The sequence below is a fragment of the Nitrosomonas sp. HPC101 genome, assembly GCF_009833125.1.
GTDB lineage: Bacteria > Pseudomonadota > Gammaproteobacteria > Burkholderiales > Nitrosomonadaceae > Nitrosomonas.
Genome location: NZ_QRCC01000004.1, coordinates 20,268 through 37,358 on the forward strand (window position 1 = coordinate 20,268; position 17,091 = coordinate 37,358).

The following is a 17,091-nucleotide window of genomic DNA, read 5'->3' on the forward strand; positions in this document are numbered from 1 at the left end:
TCTACCTTTAGTAAATTCCTTGTTACGTTGGCAGGTCGCAGCGTCTGATCATTAGAACAAACTGGCTGCCTGCACTGGTTTCCAGCCAAGTACAGGGCAGCTGGGGAAATGCTTGTTCTATTTCGGACTGATTATGGCCGATTTCCATGATCAGCAAGCCATCTTCGGTCAGATGATCTGCGGCTTCCTTGAGAATCTGGTGAACAACATCCAGCCCATCAAGTCCTCCCGCCAGGGCGATAGCAGGCTCATGACGATATTCTTCGGGAAGCATGGCCATGGATGTGGCATTGACGTAAGGGGGGTTGCTGATGAGCAGATCATATCGTTTTCCTTGAAGTGTGGTGAAAAGATCCGAGTGAATCAGATTGATCCGGCTTGTCAGATCGTAATTTCTGATGTTTATGGAGGCAACATCCAATGCATCGGAAGAAATATCCACAGCATCGATTTGTGCCTGCTCAAAGCTGTGTGCCAATAGAATGGCGAGACAACCGGAGCCGGTGCATAGATCAAGTGCTGAATTGACATCATACGGATCTGCTACCCAGGGGGATAGGCGATCTTGCAGCAGCTCAGCAATGAATGAACGCGGTATGATGACGCGTTCATCAACATAGAAATTGAAATCACCCAGCCAGGCTTCATGTGTCAGATAGGCAACCGGCATTTTTTCACTGACACGTCGCTCAATGATGCGGAGAACCTGATCACGTTCACTGCCTGTAAGTGTGGCATCCATAAAAAGATCCAGCTGATCGGAACTCAGATGCAGTGTGTGCATGATCAGAAACGCAGCTTCATCATAGATACTCGGTAGACCATGCCCCAGGAAAAGGTCGGACCGGTTGAAATAGCTTATTGCAAAACGCAGCAAATCGCGCAAGGTGCGCAATTCTTCTCCTGCTTGGAGGATAGTGGGGTTGTTAGGCTGCCTAGTATGAGTCATGATTCGATCCTAATTTTTCCGGAAAACAATTTAGCATAAAAAAACGGGTGAAAGTACAGGTTATCCGAGCACCACTTCAGGCAGAAGATGAGTATTTCATGCGTCATGCACTGGATCTTGCTCGTGTGGCGGGCAATGCAGGAGAGGTTCCTGTCGGCGCGGTTGTGGTCAGGGATGGCCGGATCGCAGGTTATGGATATAACCGTCCCGTTACGTCATTAGATCCAACGGCACATGCTGAAATCATGGCCTTGCGTGACGCTGCTTGCAAACTGGGAAATTACCGGCTGCCGGATTGTACGTTGTATGTCACACTTGAGCCTTGCGTGATGTGTACCGGCGCAATGTTTCATGCCAGAATCAAACGACTGGTTTATGCTGCAGATGATCCGAAAACTGGCGTGTGTGGCAGTTTGCTTGATCTGCCTGCCGATACCCGGCTCAATCATCACCTGGCGATCAGCCGGGGTGTTCTGGCGGATGAAGCCAGTTCCTTACTGAAACAGTTTTTCATGATTCGGCGCGCTACAAAAAAGCAGGATACACCATGAACATTATTGTTGAGATTGCACTGCAGCAAATGATCCTGCTGGATTCAACGGGACATGTTGTCAGGCGTTATCAGATTTCCTCCGCAAAGAACGGCACAGGGCAGGAGCGTGGCAGTTTTTGCACCCCTTTGGGGAAGCATATCGTTCGCGCCAGGATCGGTCAGGGTGCGCCTGTAAATACAGTATTCGTCCGGCGCCGTCCCACCGGAGAAATCTACACGCCAGAGCTGGCTGCCAACCAGCCGGGCCGGGATTGGATTCTGACACGCATTCTCTGGCTTTCGGGGTGTGAGCCGGGATTCAATCGCCTGGGTTCGGTCGATACCATGCGGCGTTACATCTATATTCATGGCAGCCCTGATAGTGCCGAGATGGGTAAGCCCGGATCGATTGGCTGTATCCGGATGCATAACCATAATCTGCTGGATCTGTTTGAGCGCGTGCCTGTTGGTACATCCATTGAAATCAATGCCTGACTACTGCACCTTTTGGGGCACGATCAAGAGCGTGCTGGTATCCAGTTTCCTGACCAGGAAAATATCATGAAATCACTACGTGGCAAAATATTGCTGAACGACCCGGTACAGAATAAATCCACTGCTTTTACCCGGGAAGAGCGTGAACGTTACGGCTTGCAAGGATTACTGCCATACGGTGTGACCGATATTCAAAAACAGCAGCAGCGGGTGCTGGCCAATCTGCGCAGTAAAAGCAGCAATATCGAAAAATACATTTATTTGAATGACTTGCTCGAACGCAACCAGAGGCTGTTTTATCGTATTCTGATTGATCATATCGATGAAATTATGCCGTTGGTTTATACACCGACTGTGGGCGAAGCCTGTGTGAAACTTTCGCATATTTTCAGAAAGCCACAAGGGTTTTACATTACTCCGGAAGACCGAGGGAAGATTGTATCCTGCCTTGAAAACTGGCCGGAAACCAGTGTGAAAATTATCGTTGTTACAGACGGAGAGCGTATTCTCGGTCTGGGTGATCTGGGTGCAAATGGCATGGGAATACCCGTTGGTAAAACTTCTTTGTATGTGGCTTGTGCTGGTATTGATCCAGGTCGATGCATGCCAGTCATGCTAGATGTGGGAACGGGTAATCAGGCATTGCGAGAAGATCCGCTTTATCTGGGCTATCCCTATCCCCGGCTGACTGGACAGGATTATTTATCACTGGTGGATGAGTTTGTAGCAGCGGTACGGCATCAGTTTCCGGATGCATTGATCCAGTTTGAGGATTTCAGCAGTCAGAATGCATTTGCCCTGTTGGATCGCTATGCCGGGCAGGTTCGATGTTTCAATGACGACATCCAGGGTACGGCCGCGGTGACGCTGGCAGGTATCTATGCTTCCTGCCGAATTACGCACAAATCGTTTGCTGATTTGAAAATCATGTTACTGGGAACGGGATCAGCCGCAACCGGCGTTGCCGAGCTGCTGCTGCCGGCATTCAAGGCGGTCGGATTGAGTGAAGCCGAGGCACGCTCCAGGATCAGTTTTGTGGACAGACAGGGTCTGGTAACAGTTGCACGTGAACAGATCAAGCCGCGTATCCGGCCGTTTGCCCAGGAGCGGGCACCAGTTGATTTCATCGATGCGATTGCTGCCATCCGGCCGGATGTGTTAATTGGCGCGACAGGTACAGCAGGCGCATTCAGTGAAGCAGCCATCCGTGAGATGGCTCGCTGCCAGGAACACCCCGTGATTATTGCGCTTTCCAATCCGACTTCGCATACGGAATGTACCGCTGAACAGGCTTACCGGTGGAGTGAGGGGCGGGCTGTTTTTGCCAGTGGCAGTCCGTTTTCACCCGTAATGCTGGGTGAACGTGTCTATTATTCGGCGCAAGGGAATAACGTGTACATCTATCCCGGGATTGGACTGGGTATGATCGTGAGTCGCGCACGTCTGGTGGTTGAACGTATGTTTCTGGCAGCTGCCGAAGAGTTGGCGAACCGTGTATCTCCTGCAGAAATCGAGCGTGGATTGATTTATCCGGATATTGCCCGGGTACGCGATATTTCTCAGGGCATTGCCGTCAGGGTTTGTCAGATAGCCCGGCAGGATGGTCTGACGGGTGAGGATTTATCTGCGGATCTGGAGGTGAATGTGCAGGCTCTGATGTATGAACCTGGCTATTGAACCTGGAAACCGCAGTTGATTGCTTATCAACCTCTGGAAGCTCTGATGAATTATTGGGGTGTATGCCGACCTGGTGGGCGGAACAAAGCCACCCACTTCGGGCACGGCATATTGCAGGAACAGGTCAGATTACTCAAACAAGTTGAGAATGCCATCGAGGCCGACGTGATCAAGAGAAAAAGTCGCTTTTTCCTTTAGTATGGGTTTTGCGTGAAAGGCAATGCCAACGCCGGATTCTTCCAGCATTTTCAGATCATTGGCACCATCTCCAACAGCAATGACCTGATCTTTCCTAAGCCCAAGTTCATCCCGTATCCGCTTCAGAATTTCTCCCTTGCCGGATGCGCCGATAATATTGCCCAGCACTCGCCCCGTTAGTTTTCCATCCTGAACCTCAAAAGTATTGGCAAACGCGTAATCCAATCCAAGTCGGTCTTTGACTTGATCGGTAAAAAAAGTGTAGCCACCTGAGATCACCATGGTTTTAATACCAACAGATTGCATGCGCTGAAGCATTTTTTCAGCGCCGGGGCTCAACCGCACACGCTCGTCATAAACTTGTTGCAATGCTTCTTGTGGAAGCCCCTTAAGCAGGGCGGTACGCCGCGTGAGGCTTTCGGCGAAGCTGATATCTCCACGCATAGTGCTTTGGGTGATTGCGGAAACTTGTGGTTTAACATTATGCATATCAGCAATTTCGTCGATGGATTCGATTGCAAGCAATGTCGAGTCCATATCCATTGCGATCAAACCAAAATCGGTCAGTTTTTTACCTGGGGGGACGAAGGCGTGATCCAGGCTGACTTCCTCGCAATAATCCGGGATATCAGGATGCGGTTGGGCATTCATCATCCGGAAAGCTTCCCCGGTAATGCGATCAATCTGGCTGGCCTGTGCAAGTTTGGCAATGGCCCGCAAATCGTTGTTCTGGATATCTGTTCCTTGAATAATAAGATTCATGAGCATTATTTTAATTTGGTTAAGTGACGAATGCGGGCACTATACATGGAATGTCGTGCCATATAAATATCGGTCGGGTAGGCGCGCTCGGGTTTTAAAGGGTGAAGTCAGCGAAGGATTTCGTTCAATAATCCGGTTACGCCCCATGTATTTGGCGGATCTGGTCAGGAATGGCTTTGACTACAGCAACCAATATACCATCCCCGCCAATATGCCCATAGGTATCGTTAAAGGTTTTGTAGTTATCAATATCAATTATTGCCAGGGAAAAGGTGATCTCTGTTGAATTGAGCGCTGAAATTCACTCCGGAACGCCTCATCGCAATTGGCGCGATTGTGTGCGCCGATCAGGCCGTTATGCTGGATTTTATCTTTAAGTTCGCGCACTGTGATCATAGCTTAACATTGTCAGTAGTTCTCTGACTTCGGTGATGATCTTGTTAAGATGAGCCGGATTCAGGATGGTGATTTCGAACAGTTTTTCTACATGATGCAGATTGTTCTGCATGACTTCCAGAAGGGCGTTGTGGTCTGCTGCCAGCGAAAAACTGGTAGGTAATCTTCAGGCACGAGCGCGTGGAAGGCAAGAATGTTAATGTCTTGTAGTAGGTCCGCCAGCGAGAAGGGCAATGCGATTGCAATTACACCGTATGTTCCGAGGACATTGATTGATATTGTTGATCAGATATCTGGATTTGTACAGCGGGGCATTGGCTGTCTTGATAATTTTGACGGCAAGTGCAGGATCAGGCGAGATATAATGACTAATTTGGGTAAGACTGGTATCTGTCTTGCCGGCCAGGTCAATAATTGTGAGCGCGACGGAAGGCAGGCTGGGCAAGTTTGTGCAGAGCCACAATTGCTTGAGCAAATTTTCTTTCATATTTTATTACCAGAGATGTGAACAAGGCATCTGCTTACTCATTCCGGGTTTACGGGAAAAATGATTTCACCCGATAGAGTTCCATAAAAACTCTGGAAAAGAGTTATTAAGCGAACCTGTTTGTGCTGAATACCACAAGCACGATTCTGGGAATTATGGCGGGGAGTCCGTTTTTTCTGATTCGGGATCAGAGACGTAGCCATGATCCGATTCGTATTCATTATCAGGAATAAACAAATAAAACAGGAGTAAAGCATGGATTTCGTAATCCAATCCGGTCGCCTGGAGAAATACCATGGTGACTGTATCGTGGCAGGCGTGTTTGAAACCCGTAAATTGACCGGGGCAGCCAAAACGCTGGATGAAGTGTGTAAAGGTTATCTGGCCGGAGTAGTTGACCAGGGAGATATGGATGGCCGGGCAAATACAACGCTGCTGTTACATAACGTTCCGGGTATCGGGAGCAAGCGCGTGTTGCTGGTCGGATTGGGTAAGGAAGAAGAATACGCTGAAAAGGAGTTTCTGGGAGCCATTCGTGCAGTTTTTAAAGCGCTGCAGCAGACGGGAGTCAAGAATGCTGGTTTGTGTGTGGCGGATTTGATTGTAGAAGGAAGAGGGATTGCCTGGGCCCTATTGCAGTCGATTCTCCTGGCAGAAGAAAGTGTGTATCGCTTTGATAGACTTAAAAGCAAACGCGAGGAGCGTCAGTTATCTCTGCAGAAAATTACCTTTCTCATTGGGGATGAATCTGCAACAGCAGACGCGAAAAAGGCATTGCAGCAGGGGGTGGCGATTGCGCGCGGTATAAATGTAACAAAGGATCTGGGTAATCTTGCGCCCAATATTTGTACTCCGACCTATCTGGCTGAACAAGCTGGTGAAATGGCCCGTACTTACTCGCTTAAACTTTCCGTGCTGGAAGAAAAAGATATGGAAAAGCTGGGTATGGGTGCGTTGCTGGCGGTAGCGCGCGGCAGTCATCAGCCGGCAAAATTGATCGTGATGGAATACCGTGGTCGGAAAAGTACCAAAAAACCAGTTGTACTGGTTGGCAAAGGGGTAACGTTTGATACCGGGGGTATTTCGCTGAAACCGGCTGCCGAAATGGACGAGATGAAGTACGACATGGGTGGAGCGGCGAGTGTTTTCGGTACACTGACTGCTGTGGCGGAAATGAAGTTGCCTGTTAATGTAACAGGTATCATTCCAGCAACCGAAAATATGCCGGGTGGTAATGCAACCAAACCGGGAGACGTTGTTACCAGCCTGTCCGGCCAGACAATCGAGATATTGAATACTGATGCGGAAGGGCGGTTGATTCTGTGTGATGCGCTGGCATATGCTGAGCGTTACAAACCGGAGGTGGTGATTGATATTGCCACATTGACAGGGGCCTGCGTGGTCGCCCTGGGGCATGTGGTCAGCGGTCTGATGGGTACCGATGAACAGCTGGTTCAGGAACTGCGTCAGGCCGGGGAGAAGGCATCTGATCGTGCCTGGCAGCTGCCACTGGGAAAAGAATACCAAGAACTGCTCAAAAGCAATTTTGCCGATATGGCCAATATCGGTGGTCGTTGGGGAGGCGCGATTACGGCAGCCTGCTTCCTTTCCCGTTTTACCGGGAAATACCGTTGGGCGCATCTTGATATTGCCGGAACAGCCTGGAAATCCGGCAAGGAAAAGGAAGCGACCGGGCGTCCCGTGCCATTACTGACACAATTTCTGATTGACCGTGCCGATCCGCATTAATCTTAGTCGATACTCGTTCATCCCTGCGGGTGGGTGTGACACAGATTGATTTTTACACAGGAGCAACAGACAGGCTGCTGATTACCTGTCGCTTGTGCACAAAAGCGGTACAGCAAGGGTTGAGAACGCTGATCCATGTCCCGGATGAAGCGCTGGCGGATCGGCTTGACAAGGTGCTCTGGACGTTTTCATCTAACAGTTTTGTCCCGCACTGTCGGATAGGTGACAGGCTGGCAGGAGTGACGTCGGTGATATTAAATAATCGGCCGGAGCTGCTGGAAACAGCTGGCTTTAATGTATTGCTTAATCTGGCTGAAACAATTCCGTCTGGATTTGAGCATTTTCAACGAATAGTCGAAGTCGTTGATGAAATGGAGGACAACAAGCGGTATGCACGCAAACGGTATCGGCGCTACCAGGATTTGGGGCACGATGTTCGCCATCATCGGCTTGAGGGGTAACTAACGGATTCCAAACGATGCGGGAGTTTCCCTGTTATGCCCTCAGTTTTGAGTTTCTTGCCTGATCAGGAGCAATCTGGCAATGGATAATTCGCCCGATATACTTGCAGATCTGGAAGGTTTGATCCTGCTGAATAAAGTGGATTCGATGTTACGCAGACATCGGCAGGAGCAAGCCTCTCTCATACAACCTGTGGAGCAGCAGGTTGTTACAAATCCGCCTGGTTCCATGGAACAGTCTTTTTTTAGATTTGGCGAATTATCCGGAGAGCTTACTGAGACACAGCCTGGCATTGACGGTATTCCTGTTTTGACTGACCAGGTGGCGTTGACGATGAGTATAAATGAATGGTCATCCCAAACGGAAATTTCTGAGCTATTGTGTTTTGCATTTGATGCAGCATTAAGGGAAGCATGCATCAATCTGAATCCCGCTGAGCGGCTGACCCTAATACACGCGTTGGGAAAACGGCTGCCCAGAAATCTTTAGCCATCCATTCCACCCGCATTGGTTATAATGACCGGTTTTATTCTACCGGTTCGCCTTGAGAGATAATTGTGCTTGGCCACGTCTTGTCTGATGCTCTTTTTTTAGCATTTTCCCCGATTGCCTGATGACCATGGAACTCACAAAAAGCTTCGATCCAAAGGATATAGAAACCCGCTGGTATTCGGCCTGGGAAGCCGCTGGTTATTTCAGCCCGACCGGTTCTGGGGGAGCGAATGCCTACTGCATCATGCTGCCACCGCCTAATGTTACTGGCACACTGCATATGGGGCATGCTTTCCAGCACACCTTGATGGATACGTTGATCCGCTACCATCGCATGTTGGGCGACAACACATTGTGGCAGCCGGGTACGGATCATGCCGGCATTGCCACACAAATCGTAGTTGAACGGCAACTGGATCAGGAAGGCAAAAATCGACGTCAGATGGGGCGTGAAGCTTTTCTCGAGCGCGTCTGGCAATGGAAGGAGGAATCAGGTTCCACGATTACCCGCCAGATGCGGCGTATGGGGGCTTCCTGTGACTGGTCACGCGAACGCTTCACGATGGATGAAGTGCTTTCCCGTGCAGTGACAGAAGTATTCGTGCGCCTTTACCGGGAAGGGTTGATTTATCGCGGCAAACGACTGGTCAACTGGGATCCGGTGCTGCAGACAGCGGTCTCTGATCTGGAAGTGATTTCGGCTGAAGAGCAGGGATCGCTCTGGCACATCCTTTACCCATTCGAACAATCGGAAGGAAATAACGAGAACAAGGGACTGGTTGTTGCCACCACCCGTCCGGAAACCATGCTGGGAGATATGGCGGTGGCGGTTCATCCGGAAGATGAGCGTTATCGTCATCTGATCGGACGTCATTTGCGTTTGCCGTTATCTGAACGCACGATTCCGATCATCGCGGACAGTTATGTGGATCCTACTTTTGGTACCGGTTGCGTAAAAATTACCCCGGCACATGATTTCAACGACTATCAGGTCGGGCAGCGGCACAAACTGATTCCACTCAATATTTTCACACTGGATGGCAGAATCAATGACAATGCCCCAGCTGAATTTCAGGGGCTGGATCGTTTCGATGCCAGAAAAAAAGTGATTGCTGATCTTCAGACACAGGGACTGCTGGTTGAGACTCGCCCGCATAAACTGATGGTTCCGCGTGGAGATCGCACCAATACCGTTATTGAACCGATGTTGACGGATCAGTGGTATCTGGCGATGGAAGGTCTGGCTGAACAGGGCCTGGCAGCAGTTGCAAGTGGCAAGGTGCGGTTTGTGCCGGAGAACTGGACGCATGTCTACAATCAGTGGCTGGAAAATATCCAGGACTGGTGTATTTCGCGGCAATTGTGGTGGGGGCACAGGATACCAGCCTGGTACGATGAGGATGGTAACGTGACCGTTGCGTATGATCTGGAAGAAGCCAGAAAACTATCCGGCAAGCAAACCCTGCAGCAGGATGAGGATGTGCTCGATACCTGGTTTTCTTCGGCACTATGGCCTTTCTCGACACTGGGCTGGCCGGAACAGACCCCCGAGCTCAAAACCTTTTTGCCTGGATCCGTGTTGGTAACCGGGTTTGACATCATTTTCTTCTGGGTGGCGCGTATGGTGATGATGACCCTGCATTTCACCGGAGAGGTCCCTTTCCGGGAGGTATACATTACCGGTCTGATTCGCGATGCGGAAGGCCATAAAATGAGCAAATCCAAGGGGAATGTGCTTGATCCGCTCGATCTGATCGATGGTGTTTCACTGACGGAGCTGATCAGAAAGCGTACCACCGGCCTGATGAACCCTAAACAGGCGGAATCCATTGAAAAAGCTACCCGCAAACAGTTTCCGCAAGGGATTCCTGCGTTCGGGACCGATGCGTTGCGCTTTACGTTTGCCAGCCTGGCTTCGCATGGACGTGACATCAAGTTTGATCTGCAACGTTGTGAAGGCTATCGCAATTTCTGCAATAAGCTGTGGAATGCCACCCGTTTTGTGCTGATGAACTGCGAGAGCAAAGACACCGGTCTGGATGAAACCTTGCCGCTGAATTTTTCGCAAGCGGATAAATGGATCGTCAGTCGTCTGCAGCAGGCTGAACAGGGCGTGGCACAGGCTTTCAATGAATACCGTTTTGACCTTGCTGCGCGCGAGATATACGAATTTGTCTGGGATGAATACTGCGACTGGTATGTAGAACTGGCAAAAGTACAGTTGAGCAGTGCAGATGAAGCATGTCAGCGTGCTACCCGGCGTACACTGGTGCGCGTACTGGAAACAGTGTTGCGGTTGGCACATCCGGTTATTCCATTCATTACCGAGGAGCTCTGGCAGGCGGTTGCACCGCTTGCTGGCAGAACCGGCGCCAGTATCATGTGCCAGGCTTATCCTCAGTCTGATCAGACACATATCGACGAACAGGCTGTTGCCGATATCCGGTTGCTCAAGGAGATTGTCAATGCCTGCCGCACGTTGCGCGGGGAAATGAAGCTGTCACCGGCAGAGCGTATACCGCTGCTGATAGAAGGTGATCGCACCCGATTGATGGATTTTTTAGGTTATTTACAGGCACTTGCCAGGTTGTCCGAAGTGACTGTTCTGCCAGACAGATTGCCGGATACCGATGCGCCGGTTGCTGTTGTGGGTGAATTCAGGTTGATGCTGAAAATCGAGATCGATATTAAGGCAGAACGTGAGCGCCTCAACAAGGAAATACAGCGGTTGGCGCTTGAAATTGGCAAAGCCAGAACGAAGCTGGATAATCCCGATTTTCTTCAGCGTGCTCCGGAGAAAGTGGTCCGACAGGAAAAGGAACGTCTGGCTACATTCAGCACAACACTGGAAAAACTGGATGAACAGCTGCAAAAACTGAATTGATCATTGAATGATGATAGAAGAATGGTTACGTATGGTTTTATTCTTACGTTAGTTTATAAACCCTTTTGAGATTGAATCTATATTGATAATGACCAGACTGGAAAATGATACTTTTATTCGCGCACTGCTGCGGCAGCCTGTGGACTATACCCCTGTCTGGATGATGCGCCAGGCCGGTCGCTACCTGCCGGAATACAACCAGACACGGGCACATGCAGGTGATTTCCTTTCACTGTGCAAGAATCCTGCGCTTGCAACGGAAGTAACCTTGCAGCCATTGGCCAGATTTCCGCTGGATGCGGCTATTTTGTTTTCCGATATTCTGACTATTCCGGATGCAATGGGATTGGGGCTGTATTTTGCGGCAGGAGAGGGGCCTCGCTTCGAGCATCCATTACGTGAGGAGCGGGAGATCCGTTCATTGATCGTGCCCGATCCTGATGTCCACTTACGCTATGTACTGGATGCCGTTACAGAAATCCGTAAAGCACTGAACAATCGGGTGCCACTGATTGGATTCTCTGGCAGCCCGTTTACGCTGGCATGCTATATGGTGGAAGGTGCGGGCAGTAGTGATTTTCGCCAGATCAAGACCATGCTGTACGCGCGTCCGGATCTGCTGCACCATATTCTGGATGTGACCACGCAAGCGGTGATCACTTACCTGAATGCCCAGATTGAAGCGGGTGCACAGGCGGTGATGATTTTCGACAGTTGGGGTGGGGCATTATCCCACGCGGCTTACCAGGAGTTTTCCCTGCACTACATGAACCAGATTCTGGCTGGTCTGAAACGCGAGCATGAGGGTGTACGCATCCCCAATATCGTGTTTACCAAGGGTGGCGGGTTGTGGCTGGAATCCATCATGGCCAGTGGTTGCGATGCAATCGGACTGGATTGGACAATCGATATCGGCGAAGCCCGCCAGCGTACCCAAGATAAAGTAGCTTTACAGGGGAATCTGGATCCGGCCGTGCTATTTTCCTCACCGGAAGTGATTGCTGCTGAAACTGGAAAAATACTGGCAAGTTATGGTCACGGCCATGGTCACGTATTCAATCTGGGGCATGGCATTTCACAGTTCACTCCGCCTGAGAATGCACTGGCACTGATTGAAACAGTTCATGCACAAAGTGTGCGTTACCATAAATAAAACTACCACGCGGGTTGTCGAGAGCCGATGACTCGCGCTACTTCCGTCGTTCATTCAAAAGCGACAGCTCTAAATCATTAAAATCTCGGATGAATACTCAACGACAGCATCGCAGATAGCTGGCACAGCGACTTTCCTGAGTTCTGCTGTAATTGGTTGAAAGCATTCTGTATGGTTTGCCTATCACGCTGAGTGGTGGGCTCATGGTCAATAATGCCTGCGGCGATCAGACGTGCTGTTACATCGCTGGTCAATAAAAAAGTATCTTTCCCGACCAAACGTAAAAATCCAGCAGCTGAGCGTCCACCCAAGCGAGCACCACGTTTGGCCAGTAAACGCCATAAGCCAATAATATTAGAACTTGGCCAGTCAGCGATAAACTCGCCAAAACTGCAACCCTGTTCCTGGCGAATATCCAGAATAAACTGGGCATTCCGGGGAATAGTTTGCAGTTTGGTATAGTGACGAATGATACTGCTGTTTTTCATATAACCCTCGATCTGTTCTGGGCTGAGCAACACCATTGTTTCAGGTACAAAGCCCCAGAAGGCTTCTTCAAAGGCAGGCCATTTGGCATTGACCACCGAGTGCTGCATACCGGCTTGAAATACCCGCTGGCTCATGGCAGAAAGATAGCGATCATCTCTCTTCTGTTTTAATGCTTCAGGCGTGAGCGCTTTGGGTAAGAAGGCCTCCATCGCTTCATCCGATTCAAAACGCTTGCGTACTGTGTCGTAAAGCCAGCGGTAGTTAAGGGTCATGCTTCTCTCGTATTGTTTTAGAATCAAATCATCAAAAAAGTGGATGCCTCATTGGTGTCATTGAGCGATTGCTGTTGACTTTATCGGCGCTTCTGATCATTGATTACACGAGTCGCTTCACCTGGTGCGCGTGCAACGGGATACGAAGCATCTGCAAACGGATGCAGGAAGTTGAAAAGGCTGGTTTTGCCTGGAAGCTGGAATGATGATGCGGGTAGGGTAGTACTCGCATCAGGATGATGTACTGTCCGGTCAGCGAACCGTATTGAGTATTTCTTCACCGTATTTTCTTTGTGCCAGTTCACGCAAGGCAATGACGATCGGTTTGTCGCGCTCGGGATCGATCATCGGTGTGGAACCGACCGAAATCTGTCTTGCCCGTACAGTCGCTGCCAGTGTCATATTAAAGCGGTTTGGAATTACTTCCAGACAATCTTCTACGGTAATACGTGCCATGATAGATTACTCCAGTAAAAATTTATAAAAACATGCAGAAACAAAGGTCGATCAGGAAAACTCGGCAAGTAGTGTGTGTTGTTTAACGAGCTGACGTATTGTTTTTAGTCGTTCAGCCTGAATAATGCAGGAGATTTCCTGTGCCGCTGTTGTCAGTTCGTGATTAACAACTACGTAATCGAATCTGTTCAGGTGACTGATCTCGCTGCATGCAGCCAGAAGTCGTCGTTCTATGGTCCTGCTTTCATCCAGACCACGCTGCTCCAGACGATTTTTTAATGTTTCCATGGATGGAGGCAGAATAAATATAGAAGTAGCTTTCGGATAGAGTTTGCGCACTTGTTGCGCCCCCTGGCAATCTATTTCCAGTAGAACATCCTGTTCCGCTGCCATGGTTTCTTCTATCCATGTGCGTGAGGTGCCATAAAAATTGCCGTATACCTCGGCGCTTTCCAGAAATTCGTCATGTGCCTGCATTTCCTTGAAAGTTGCATGATCCACAAAAAAATAGTCACGGCCGTTCTCCTCATTCCGTCTGGGTGAACGTGTAGTATAGGAGATCGAGAGGGTGATATTGATATCCATCTGCAACAGGGTGCGGATCACGCTGGTTTTACCGGCACCGGAGGGTGCACTGATGACGAACAGGCAACTCATAACATTTTATTCTATTGAAATCGTGGCGTATTTTAACAGGGAAATACCTGGAAATTTCCGGGATTATTATTGACACCGGGATTCGTGAATAAATTTGAAGCGGATCGTTGTTTCGGTTAAAATCCTTTCTTCTTCAGGCGCGTAGCTCAGCTGGTTAGAGCACCACCTTGACATGGTGGGGGTCGTTGGTTCGAGTCCAATCGCGCCTACCAGAGGACAGTCAGGTTCTGGTACCTGTTTCTCTTGGGCGTTTCAGCCACATTCCAGCTTTTTATACTTTGTCTTGCGCTCTTCTGTTACCCGGGAATCGAGTGTTTCCGTTTATTTGCGAGCCTGCGGATAGACTGCGCATTACTGGGAGAAAAAACTTTATTAGCAGCTTCCTGCCACGGCAGCCAGATATATCCCAAGTGCTCGCGCGGTGAAATGGTCACCGGGGTCGTTTCCGATAGCTCCAGTCCAAACACATGCTCAGTATTATGCGTGACTCCTGGCGGGTAGCGCCAACGCCATTCTTCATAAAGCTCATAGCGGTTTTGTATTTCCCAGCTGGTCAGGATGTAGTTGTGAGTGTCCAGGCCAGTTTCTTCTCTAACTTCACGTGTAGCAGTCTGCTGCAGTGTTTCCCCGGGATTCTGACTGCCTGTAACAGATTGCCAGTAACCGGGGTGATCAGCGCGCTCCAGCAGCAGCACTTGGAGATCGGGCGTGTAGATAATGACCAGAACAGATACAGGTATTTTGTAGGCTTGCAACAGGAGATCCAGTCAATTGGCGGTGACATCAGTCTTGCGCAGGCGGATATGCAGCTCCCGCAACTGTTTTTCCTCGACGATGCCAGGTGCTTGTGTCAACAAACATTGAGCACGTTGTGTTTTGGGGAAGGCAATCACATCGCGGATGGAATCCGCTCCGGTCATCATGGCAACGATACGATCTAGACCAAAAGCAATACCTCCGTGCGGTGGCGCACCATATTGCAGAGCATCCAGCAGAAAACCAAATTTCAGTTTTGCTTCGTCGTCCGATATGTTCAGTGCCTGGAATACCTTGCTTTGTATATCCTGCCGATGAATGCGAATTGAACCGCCACCGATCTCCATTCCGTTCAGAACCATGTCATACGCTCTGGAGAGTGCCTTGCCAGGATCGCTCGCCAGAAAATCTTCATGTCCCTGGCTGGGAGAGGTAAAGGGATGATGCAGGGCCTGCCAGCGTTTTTCTTCCTCATCCCATTCGAACATCGGAAAACCCACAACCCACAGGGGTTTCCAGGAGCCTGTGGCCAGGCCGCGCTCATGCCCGATCTTGGCCCGTAATGCCCCCAGTGCATCATTGACGACTTTGGTTTTGTCGGCCCCAAAGAATACCAGATCGCCGTTTTGAGCCTGAGTGCGTTCGAGTATCGACTGTACGACGGATTCAGGCAGGAACTTCAGAATGGGGGACTGCAAACCTTCCATTCCTTTGGTCAGGTCATTGATCTTGATATAGGCCAGCCCCTTTGCTCCGTAAATACCCACAAACAGGGTGTATTCATCGATTTCCTTACGGGACAGTTCTCCACCGCCAGGAACGCGCAGAGCGGCCACTCGTCCGCCTGCCTTCTGTGCAGCATCGCGGAATACCTGGAAAGGTACATCCTGCATCAGGTCAGTCAGTTCCGTCAGAACCAGCGGTACACGCAAATCGGGTTTGTCCGATCCATAAAGGAACATAGCATCAGTATAGCTGAGGCGAGGAAAGGGGTCGGGCAGACTGACATTCAGCACGCTTGCGAACAGACGGCGGATCATGTCCTCCATCATGCCCATGATTTCATTTTCTGTGAGGAAAGAGGTTTCGATGTCAATCTGGGTGAATTCCGGTTGGCGGTCGGCACGCAGATCCTCATCCCGGAAGCAGCGAGTGATCTGATAATATCGGTCGAAACCGGAGATCATCAGCAGTTGTTTGAACAATTGCGGGGATTGCGGCAGTGCAAAGAAATGGCCGGCATTGACACGTGAAGGCACCAGATAGTCGCGTGCACCTTCCGGGGTGGATTTGGTCAGCATCGGCGTTTCGATATCGATAAACCCCTGTTGATCAAGGAATGTGCGTACTGCCATGGTGACCTGGTGTCGCAGGCGGATGTTGTGCTGCATCGCCGGGCGGCGTAAATCCAGATAGCGGTATTCCAGCCGTATTGCTTCACTCAGATTGTCGTCATCTATCTGGAAAGGAGGCGTGAGTGAAGGATTCAGGATTGCGATGGTACTGACCAGCACCTCGATTTCGCCGCTGAGAATGCCACGATTGACTGTTCCTTCCGGACGGTGGCGCACCGTACCCGTAATTTCCAGCACGAATTCATTGCGGATTTTTTCTGCAATCGAGAAAGCAGCAACATTATCGGGGTCGCAAACAATCTGAACGATTCCCTCGCGATCCCGCAGGTCAATAAAAATAACCCCGCCGTGATCACGCCGGCGATGCACCCAGCCGCATAAGGTAATTGTTCTATCCAGATGGCGTGTGTTAATGGCGCCGCAATAGTCAGTACGCATAGTGACGTTAATGTTAATTAAATGAAAAAACGATTGAAAATATTACTGATCTGTAGTGGAAGCAGAAGGAGCAGCGGCTGATGTCGACGTTGTGGCCGCAGTCGCAGTCGTTGCGCTGTCAGTCGGAGTATTTGCAGCTGTTTTATCAGTACTGGTAGTCTCCTTGCCGGACTCTTCTTTGGGCTTCGAATCGGATCGGGTGTTTCTATTTCTGAAATCGGTTACATACCAGCCAGTTCCCTTTAGCTGGAAAGCCGCAGCAGATACTTTTTTGACATAGTCGCTGCTGCCGCAGGCCGGGCACTGCGTGATCGGGGCGTCATTCATTTTCTGCAGATGTTCCTTTTCCAATCCACATGCATGGCAGGCATACTCATAGATCGGCATGTTTTCCTCCTTGGATAAAATCTTGAAAACCGTATTATACTTGAC

At 49.9% G+C, this 17,091-nt stretch carries 20 protein-coding genes and 1 tRNA gene; 10 read left to right on the forward strand and 11 right to left on the reverse strand.

Translation table 11 applies throughout. The features are described from left to right. Positions 1 to 22: 22 nt before the first annotated feature. Positions 23 to 949, reverse strand: coding sequence for a 50S ribosomal protein L3 N(5)-glutamine methyltransferase (gene prmB / locus ABO04_RS03500; RefSeq protein WP_160809313.1), 927 nt, complete (start codon positions 947 to 949; stop codon positions 23 to 25). 47 nt (positions 950 to 996) lie between these two features. Here prmB and tadA point away from each other — a divergent pair, with 47 nt between their 5' ends. The 3 genes from tadA (at position 997) to ABO04_RS03515 (ending at position 3,653) form a co-directional block, all read left to right on the forward strand. Beyond that, entirely contained in the window at positions 997 to 1,500 is a 504-nt protein-coding gene (gene tadA, locus ABO04_RS03505) for a tRNA adenosine(34) deaminase TadA (RefSeq protein ID WP_160809314.1), read from the forward strand. After that, positions 1,497 to 1,976, forward strand: a complete 480-nt coding sequence (locus ABO04_RS03510) for a L,D-transpeptidase (protein WP_160809315.1) — start codon at positions 1,497 to 1,499, stop codon at positions 1,974 to 1,976. Before tadA ends, ABO04_RS03510 begins: the two co-directional genes overlap by 4 nt. A 66-nt stretch (positions 1,977 to 2,042) precedes the next feature. Next, positions 2,043 to 3,653 (forward strand): NAD-dependent malic enzyme, encoded by a 1,611-nt coding sequence (locus ABO04_RS03515; protein WP_160809316.1) that lies wholly within the window; start codon positions 2,043 to 2,045, stop codon positions 3,651 to 3,653. Between the two features lie 129 nt (positions 3,654 to 3,782). Here ABO04_RS03515 and serB read toward each other — a convergent pair whose 3' ends face one another. The 4 genes from serB to ABO04_RS12015 all read right to left on the reverse strand — a co-directional run bounded on the left by serB (position 3,783) and on the right by ABO04_RS12015 (position 5,424). After that, a complete protein-coding gene (serB, locus tag ABO04_RS03520; RefSeq protein WP_160809317.1) occupies positions 3,783 to 4,613 on the reverse strand; it encodes a phosphoserine phosphatase SerB in 831 nt (276 codons plus the stop codon). Between the two features lie 136 nt (positions 4,614 to 4,749). After that, the gene (locus ABO04_RS12010; RefSeq protein ID WP_345852859.1) at positions 4,750 to 4,914 is read right to left on the reverse strand and encodes a diguanylate cyclase; all 165 of its coding nucleotides are present in this window, start codon (positions 4,912 to 4,914) and stop codon (positions 4,750 to 4,752) included. A gap of 72 nt (positions 4,915 to 4,986) precedes the next feature. Further along, the gene (locus ABO04_RS12235; RefSeq protein WP_275689205.1) at positions 4,987 to 5,121 is read right to left on the reverse strand and encodes a hypothetical protein; all 135 of its coding nucleotides are present in this window, start codon (positions 5,119 to 5,121) and stop codon (positions 4,987 to 4,989) included. 84 nt (positions 5,122 to 5,205) lie between these two features. Further along, a complete protein-coding gene (locus ABO04_RS12015; protein WP_345852861.1) occupies positions 5,206 to 5,424 on the reverse strand; it encodes an HDOD domain-containing protein in 219 nt (72 codons plus the stop codon). Here ABO04_RS12015 and ABO04_RS12020 point away from each other — a divergent pair. The 6 genes from ABO04_RS12020 (at position 5,374) to hemE (ending at position 12,236) form a co-directional block, all read left to right on the forward strand. Next, positions 5,374 to 5,517 carry a hypothetical protein gene (locus ABO04_RS12020; RefSeq protein ID WP_240141415.1) on the forward strand — a complete coding sequence of 48 codons (144 nt, stop codon included), beginning with the start codon at positions 5,374 to 5,376 and terminating at the stop codon, positions 5,515 to 5,517. The two genes, ABO04_RS12015 and ABO04_RS12020, sit on opposite strands and share 51 nt — an antisense overlap. 234 nt (positions 5,518 to 5,751) lie before the next feature. Then, positions 5,752 to 7,245, forward strand: a complete 1,494-nt coding sequence (locus ABO04_RS03530; RefSeq protein WP_160809318.1) for a leucyl aminopeptidase — start codon at positions 5,752 to 5,754, stop codon at positions 7,243 to 7,245. Between the two features lie 35 nt (positions 7,246 to 7,280). Next, positions 7,281 to 7,706, forward strand: a complete 426-nt coding sequence (locus tag ABO04_RS03535) for a DNA polymerase III subunit chi (protein ID WP_160809319.1) — start codon at positions 7,281 to 7,283, stop codon at positions 7,704 to 7,706. Positions 7,707 to 7,788: 82 nt separating this feature from the next. Continuing rightward, complete coding sequence (locus ABO04_RS03540; RefSeq protein WP_160809320.1) at positions 7,789 to 8,196, forward strand: hypothetical protein; 408 nt, start codon at positions 7,789 to 7,791, stop codon at positions 8,194 to 8,196. 130 nt (positions 8,197 to 8,326) lie between these two features. Then, a complete protein-coding gene (locus ABO04_RS03545; RefSeq protein WP_160809321.1) occupies positions 8,327 to 11,083 on the forward strand; it encodes a valine--tRNA ligase in 2,757 nt (918 codons plus the stop codon). A gap of 88 nt (positions 11,084 to 11,171) precedes the next feature. Continuing rightward, positions 11,172 to 12,236, forward strand: a complete 1,065-nt coding sequence (gene hemE, locus ABO04_RS03550) for a uroporphyrinogen decarboxylase (RefSeq protein ID WP_160809322.1) — start codon at positions 11,172 to 11,174, stop codon at positions 12,234 to 12,236. 77 nt (positions 12,237 to 12,313) lie between these two features. Here the strand turns inward: hemE and ABO04_RS03555 are convergent, their stop codons facing one another. From ABO04_RS03555 to gmk, 3 genes are all read right to left on the reverse strand, one after another. Then, positions 12,314 to 12,997, reverse strand: a complete 684-nt coding sequence (locus ABO04_RS03555) for a DNA-3-methyladenine glycosylase I (protein ID WP_160809323.1) — start codon at positions 12,995 to 12,997, stop codon at positions 12,314 to 12,316. A gap of 252 nt (positions 12,998 to 13,249) precedes the next feature. Next, positions 13,250 to 13,453 carry a DNA-directed RNA polymerase subunit omega gene (gene rpoZ / locus ABO04_RS03560; protein ID WP_160809324.1) on the reverse strand — a complete coding sequence of 68 codons (204 nt, stop codon included), beginning with the start codon at positions 13,451 to 13,453 and terminating at the stop codon, positions 13,250 to 13,252. 51 nt (positions 13,454 to 13,504) lie between these two features. After that, the gene (gmk, locus tag ABO04_RS03565) at positions 13,505 to 14,110 is read right to left on the reverse strand and encodes a guanylate kinase (protein WP_160809325.1); all 606 of its coding nucleotides are present in this window, start codon (positions 14,108 to 14,110) and stop codon (positions 13,505 to 13,507) included. A gap of 135 nt (positions 14,111 to 14,245) precedes the next feature. On the opposite strand from gmk, the gene ABO04_RS03570 reads away from it, so the two are divergent. Next, positions 14,246 to 14,322, forward strand: a tRNA-Val gene (locus tag ABO04_RS03570). A gap of 84 nt (positions 14,323 to 14,406) precedes the next feature. On the opposite strand, the gene nudB is transcribed toward ABO04_RS03570, so the two are convergent. Genes nudB through ABO04_RS03585 form a run of 3 tightly spaced genes read right to left on the reverse strand, consistent with a single transcriptional unit; the run spans position 14,407 to position 17,046 of the window. After that, positions 14,407 to 14,865: a dihydroneopterin triphosphate diphosphatase gene (gene nudB, locus ABO04_RS03575; protein WP_160809326.1), complete on the reverse strand. Its 459-nt coding sequence runs from the start codon at positions 14,863 to 14,865 to the stop codon at positions 14,407 to 14,409. A gap of 12 nt (positions 14,866 to 14,877) precedes the next feature. Then, positions 14,878 to 16,659 (reverse strand): aspartate--tRNA ligase, encoded by a 1,782-nt coding sequence (gene aspS, locus ABO04_RS03580; protein ID WP_160809327.1) that lies wholly within the window; start codon positions 16,657 to 16,659, stop codon positions 14,878 to 14,880. A gap of 42 nt (positions 16,660 to 16,701) precedes the next feature. Further along, the gene (locus tag ABO04_RS03585) at positions 16,702 to 17,046 is read right to left on the reverse strand and encodes a zinc ribbon domain-containing protein (protein WP_160809328.1); all 345 of its coding nucleotides are present in this window, start codon (positions 17,044 to 17,046) and stop codon (positions 16,702 to 16,704) included. Between the last annotated feature and the right edge of the window lie 45 nt (positions 17,047 to 17,091).